At 61.1% G+C, this 5392-nt stretch carries 5 protein-coding genes; all 5 read left to right on the top strand.

Features of this window, described 5'->3' with window-relative positions:
- Positions 1 to 156: 156 nt before the first annotated feature.
- The 5 genes from ACW9JC_RS28470 (at position 157) to ACW9JC_RS28450 (ending at position 5331) form a co-directional block, all read left to right on the top strand.
- Positions 157 to 1149 carry a 2-dehydro-3-deoxygalactonokinase gene (locus tag ACW9JC_RS28470; protein ID WP_457459211.1) on the top strand — a complete coding sequence of 331 codons (993 nt, stop codon included), beginning with the start codon at positions 157 to 159 and terminating at the stop codon, positions 1147 to 1149.
- Between the two features lie 18 nt (positions 1150 to 1167).
- Positions 1168 to 1788, top strand: coding sequence for a 2-dehydro-3-deoxy-6-phosphogalactonate aldolase (locus ACW9JC_RS28465; RefSeq protein WP_338585339.1), 621 nt, complete (start codon positions 1168 to 1170; stop codon positions 1786 to 1788).
- A 48-nt stretch (positions 1789 to 1836) separates the two neighbouring features.
- Entirely contained in the window at positions 1837 to 2985 is a 1149-nt protein-coding gene (dgoD, locus tag ACW9JC_RS28460; RefSeq protein ID WP_008085519.1) for a galactonate dehydratase, read from the top strand.
- 171 nt (positions 2986 to 3156) lie between these two features.
- Positions 3157 to 4467: an MFS transporter gene (locus ACW9JC_RS28455; protein ID WP_457459209.1), complete on the top strand. Its 1311-nt coding sequence runs from the start codon at positions 3157 to 3159 to the stop codon at positions 4465 to 4467.
- A 60-nt stretch (positions 4468 to 4527) separates the two neighbouring features.
- Positions 4528 to 5331, top strand: coding sequence for an IclR family transcriptional regulator (locus ACW9JC_RS28450; protein ID WP_338585343.1), 804 nt, complete (start codon positions 4528 to 4530; stop codon positions 5329 to 5331).
- Positions 5332 to 5392: the final 61 nt, after the last annotated feature.

Genomic DNA, 5392 nt, shown 5'->3' with positions numbered 1-5392 from the left:
TAGAGGGAACGCATTCCAATGTAGGAGCTGCCGAAGGCTGCGATCTTTTTTTGTGTCGTCTCACAATATGGGATTGATATTTATATATTGAGATTTTCCAGTGCGAGGGTTTATAGTCCAGCTCACTCACTGCCAAAAACCAAAACAGGTGAAGCGATGCTGGCGCAATTGATCGCGCTCGATTGGGGGACAACCTCATTACGTGCTTACAAACTTGCCGAAGATGGCCTGGTGCTCGAACAGCGTTCGCTGTCGTCGGGGATCATGCAGTTGCCCAAGGCGCCGCGAATGATCAACGGTCGTGAATGCACCGATGGTTTCGAGCTGGCGTTCGACGAGGCTTGCGGTGACTGGCTCGACGCCCAACCCGATTTGCCGGTGATTGCCTGCGGCATGGTTGGCAGCGCCCAGGGCTGGCGCGAAGCGGCCTACCGCGATACGCCGGCAAACGTTGCCAATCTCGGAACTTCCCTACAAGCCGTGCGCAGTCTGCGTGGCATCGATGTGCACATCGTGCCGGGTGTGATTCAACGCTCGCGCCTGCCAAACGTCATGCGCGGCGAAGAAACCCAGGTGCTCGGTGTCCTGCAAAACCTGAAGGGCGAGGCGGGCGCTGATGTGCTGATCGGCTTGCCGGGCAGTCATTCGAAATGGGTGGAGGTGGCCGACGGCTGCATCGTGCATTTCGACACCTTCATGACCGGCGAAGTCTTCGCCGTACTCAGCGAACACAGCATCCTGGGACGCACCCAGCAGCGCGGCGGCTCTTTCGACGGCGAAGCCTTTGATCGCGGCGTGCAAGTGGCGTTGTCGGCGGACGGCGAAATCGGCGTGCTGTCGACCCTGTTCAGCGCCCGCAGCCTGGGACTGACCGGTGAACTCAGCGGGGCAGCTCAAGCGGATTACCTGTCAGGCCTGCTGATTGGCCATGAGCTGTCGGCCCTGGCCAACGTGCAGCGCCGTCGGCGCAACAGCGTTCATCTGCCGTCGATCGTCCTCATCGGCAATTCCCAGCTCTGCACGCGTTACAGCCGCGCCCTCGACGCTTGCGGTTTTGCCCGAGTGACCTTGGCTGAACAGGCCACCGAGCGCGGGTTGTGGCAACTGGCGCTGGCCGCCAGCCTGATCTCGCCCCCTTCATCCCATTAACCTGACTGGAGTCCTGACATGCTTAAACAAGCACTGGCGCAAAACGGTCTGATCGCGATCCTGCGTGGCCTGCATCCCAAAGAAGCCGCCGCCATCGGAGAAGTCCTGTACGCGGCAGGATTTCGCGTTATCGAAGTACCGCTCAACTCTCCTTTGCCGTACGAAAGTATCCGCATCCTGCGCGATGCCTTGCCCGCCGATTGCCTGATCGGCGCGGGAACGGTGCTGACCCCGGAGCAGGTCGAGCAGGTGAAAGAGGCGGGCGGTCAGGTGATCGTCATGCCCCATAGCGATCCGAAGGTCCTGCGCGCAGCGAAAGCGGCGGGGCTGTATCTGTCGCCGGGTGTCGCCACGCCGACCGAAGCCTTCGCGGCACTGGCCGAAGGTGCGGACGTACTGAAGATGTTCCCGGCCGAGCAGATGGGGCCAGCAGTCGTCAAAGCCTGGCTGGCGGTGCTGCCGATCGGAACGATTCTGGCGCCGGTCGGCGGGATCACCCCGGACAACATGCAGGTATTCATCGACGCGGGCGTCAAGGGCTTCGGCCTCGGCTCGGGCCTGTTCAAACCGGGCATGACACCGGAGCAAGTGGCGGCCAATGCCAAGGCCTACGTCGCTGCCTGGAAAGCCCTTCGCTAAGACTTTTTTGGCGCTGCGAGCGCTGCATCTAACAAGAGAGACAATCAGATGAAAATCACCAAGCTGACCACCTTCATCGTTCCGCCGCGCTGGTGCTTCCTCAAGGTCGAAACCGACGAGGGCGTGACCGGTTGGGGCGAACCCGTGGTCGAAGGCCGCGCCCACACTGTCGCCGCTGCCGTTGAGGAATTGTCCGACTACCTGATCGGCAAAGACCCACGCAACATCGAGGACATCTGGACCGTGCTTTATCGCGGCGGCTTCTACCGTGGCGGCGCGATCCACATGAGCGCCCTGGCCGGTATCGACCAGGCGTTGTGGGACATCAAGGGCAAGGCGCTGGGCGTTTCGGTCAGCGATCTGCTGGGTGGTCAGGTGCGGGACAAGATCCGCGTGTATTCGTGGATCGGTGGCGACCGTCCGGCAGACACCGCGCGGGCAGCGAAAGAAGCGGTCAGCCGTGGTTTCACCGCAGTGAAAATGAACGGCACCGAAGAGCTGCAATTCCTCGACACCTTCGAAAAAGTCGACCTGGCCCTGGCCAACGTCGCCGCCGTGCGTGACGCGGTCGGCCCGAATGTCGGCATCGGCGTGGACTTCCATGGCCGGGTGCACAAGCCGATGGCCAAGGTGCTGATGAAGGAGCTTGATCCGTACAAACTGATGTTCATCGAAGAGCCGGTGCTCAGCGAAAACTACGAAGCGCTGAAGGAGTTGGCGCCGCTGACCAGCACGCCGATTGCTTTGGGCGAGCGCCTTTTCTCGCGCTGGGATTTCAAGCGTGTGCTCAGCGAAGGCTACGTCGACATCATCCAGCCGGATGCGTCTCACGCCGGCGGCATCACCGAAACCCGCAAGATCGCCAACATGGCCGAAGCCTACGACGTGGCGCTGGCGCTGCATTGCCCGCTGGGTCCGATTGCATTGGCCGCTTGCCTGCAACTGGACGCGGTTTGCTACAACGCGTTCATCCAGGAACAGAGCCTGGGCATCCATTACAACGAGAGCAACGACCTGCTCGACTACGTCAAAGACCCACGGGTGTTCGACTACGACAAGGGCTTCGTGAAGATCCCGAACGGCCCGGGTCTGGGCATCGAGATCAACGAGGAATACGTGATCGAACGCGCCGCCGTCGGCCACCGCTGGCGCAACCCGATCTGGCGCCATGCCGATGGCAGTTTTGCTGAATGGTGATATCCGTCTGACCCTGCACAAATCCCTGTGGGAGCTGGCTTGCCAGCGATAGCGTCCTGTCAGTCACATCATTATTGAATGTGTCGCCGTCATCGCTGGCAAGCCAGCTCCCACAGGGTTTGCCGCCAGTTTTTAAATTGACCTCAATAAACATAAAAAGAGGCACTCCCCATGCAACCGCAAACCCTCACCGGGCAGGCGTCGTTGGCGGCGCCCAGCCGTAAGCGGTTTTTCATCATGGTGCTGCTGTTCATCACCGTGGTGATCAACTACCTGGACCGCAGCAACCTGTCGATTGCCGCGCCGGCGCTGACCAGCGACCTGGGCATCGACCCGATTCACGTCGGCCTGATCTTCTCCGCGTTCGGCTGGACTTACGCCGCCATGCAGATCCCCGGCGGCTGGCTGGTGGACCGCGTTCCGCCACGCATCCTCTACACCGCTGCGTTGTTGCTATGGTCGATCGCCACGGTGATGCTCGGTTTCGCGGGCAGCTTCATCGCGTTGTTCGTCCTGCGCATGGCCGTCGGTGCGCTCGAAGCGCCGGCGTATCCGATCAACAGCCGCGTGGTCACGACCTGGTTCCCTGAGCGGGAACGCGCCACGGCCATCGGTTTCTACACCTCGGGACAGTTTGTCGGCCTGGCGTTCCTGACGCCGGTACTGGCCTGGCTGCAGCACGAATTCGGCTGGCACATGGTCTTCGTCGCCACGGGCGCGGTGGGGATCATTTGGGCGGTAATCTGGTACGCGGTGTATCGCGAGCCACGGGATTTCAAAGGCGCCAACGAGGCTGAAATCGAGCTGATTCGCGAGGGCGGCGGGCTGGTGGATATCCAGTCTGAACAGGCCAAAGTCAAAGCCAAATTCAGCTGGACCGACCTCGGCATTGTCCTCACCAAGCGCAAACTCTGGGGCATCTACCTCGGCCAGTTCTGCCTCAATTCGACGCTGTGGTTTTTCCTGACGTGGTTCCCGACCTACCTGGTGAAATACCGCGGCATGGACTTCATCAAGTCCGGGCTATTGGCCTCGCTGCCGTTTCTCGCGGCGTTCGTCGGCGTGCTGTGCTCCGGTTTCTTCTCGGACTTCCTGATCCGTCGCGGCTACACCGTAGGGTTCGCCCGCAAGTTGCCGATCATCAGTGGCTTGCTGATTTCCACCTCGATCATTGGCGCCAACTTTGTCGAGTCGACCCCGTTGGTGATTGCCTTCCTCGCGTTGGCGTTCTTCGGCAACGGACTGGCGTCGATCACTTGGTCGCTGGTCTCGACGTTGGCGCCGGCACGTTTGCTGGGACTGACCGGTGGGGTGTTCAACTTCATCGGTAACCTGTCGGCCATCGCCACGCCAATCGTGATCGGTTTCCTCGCCAGCGGAGATTCCTTCGCCCCGGCGATTACCTACATCTCGGTGCTGGCGTTGATCGGTGCGCTGTCCTACATCTTGCTGGTTGGCAAGGTCGAGCGTATCAAGTTGTAGTCGTGGCACGCGGGCGACCATAATGCCGCCCGTTCACTCGCTCAACGGTAAAGGCTGGATATGCAGGAAGACGCCCCAAAAGTTGCCAAGGACGCCGCCCCGACCGGCACCCAGACACTGCTTCGCGGTCTGGGTGTGGTTCAGGCCGTGGCCAGCGGCGCCCGCGATCTCAAGGAAATCGCCCGGCTGATCGGCACCACGCGCAGCACCACCCATCGCTTGGCCAGTTGCCTTGTGGACGAGCGTTATCTGCGGGTGGTGCCGCAAGTCGGTTATCTGCTGGGGCCGAAGCTGATCGAACTGGGTTTTCAGGCGCGCGAAGAGTTGCCGCTGGTGACCCTGGCCGGGCCATATCTCGATGAGCTGTCGGCATTGACCGGCGACACCATTCACCTGGCGATCCGCGAAGGCGACGAAGTGCTGTACCTGCACAAGAATCCGGGGCGCAACGGCCCGGAAATGCGTTCGCGAGTCGGCCACCGCATGCCGTTGGCGCGCACCGGGATCGGCAAGGCGCTGATGCTCGATGACACGCCGCAAGAGTGGCAACGGCTGTACGAAGTCAGCCTGCCGGCGGGTGGGAAAAATCTGTTCTGGCCACAGCACCCGGAGCAATCCTGGGAGCAGTTCCAGCAGCGCATGATCGAATATGTGGCCGGCGGTTATGCCTTCGATCTGGAAGACAACGAACCGTCGATCCGTTGCGTAGCGGCGCCGATCCGCGATGCCAGCAAACGCATCGTCGCCGGTATCAGCATCGCCAGCACCGTGCCGTACATGCCGCTGGAAAAAATGGCCGAGCTGATTCCGTTGATCAAAGGGGTTACGGCCAGACTGTCGGCCGAGTTGGGTCTGAAGGTCTGACACATAACCCTGTAGGAGCCGAGCTTGCTCGCGATAGCGGTATGTCATTCAGCATCATAGG

The sequence above is a fragment of the Pseudomonas sp. SDO5591_S426 genome (assembly GCF_054070755.1).
The sequence above is the reverse complement of the archived record's forward strand: the minus strand, read 5'-3'. Positions and strand labels throughout refer to the sequence as shown.

Coding starts and splice junctions, on each gene's coding strand:
- dgoD (WP_008085519.1), top strand. CDS start 1,837: ATGAAAATCACCAAGCTGACCACCTTCATCGTTCCGCCGCGCTGGTGC.
- ACW9JC_RS28465 (WP_338585339.1), top strand. CDS start 1,168: ATGCTTAAACAAGCACTGGCGCAAAACGGTCTGATCGCGATCCTGCGT.
- ACW9JC_RS28450 (WP_338585343.1), top strand. CDS start 4,528: ATGCAGGAAGACGCCCCAAAAGTTGCCAAGGACGCCGCCCCGACCGGC.
- ACW9JC_RS28470 (WP_457459211.1), top strand. CDS start 157: ATGCTGGCGCAATTGATCGCGCTCGATTGGGGGACAACCTCATTACGT.
- ACW9JC_RS28455 (WP_457459209.1), top strand. CDS start 3,157: ATGCAACCGCAAACCCTCACCGGGCAGGCGTCGTTGGCGGCGCCCAGC.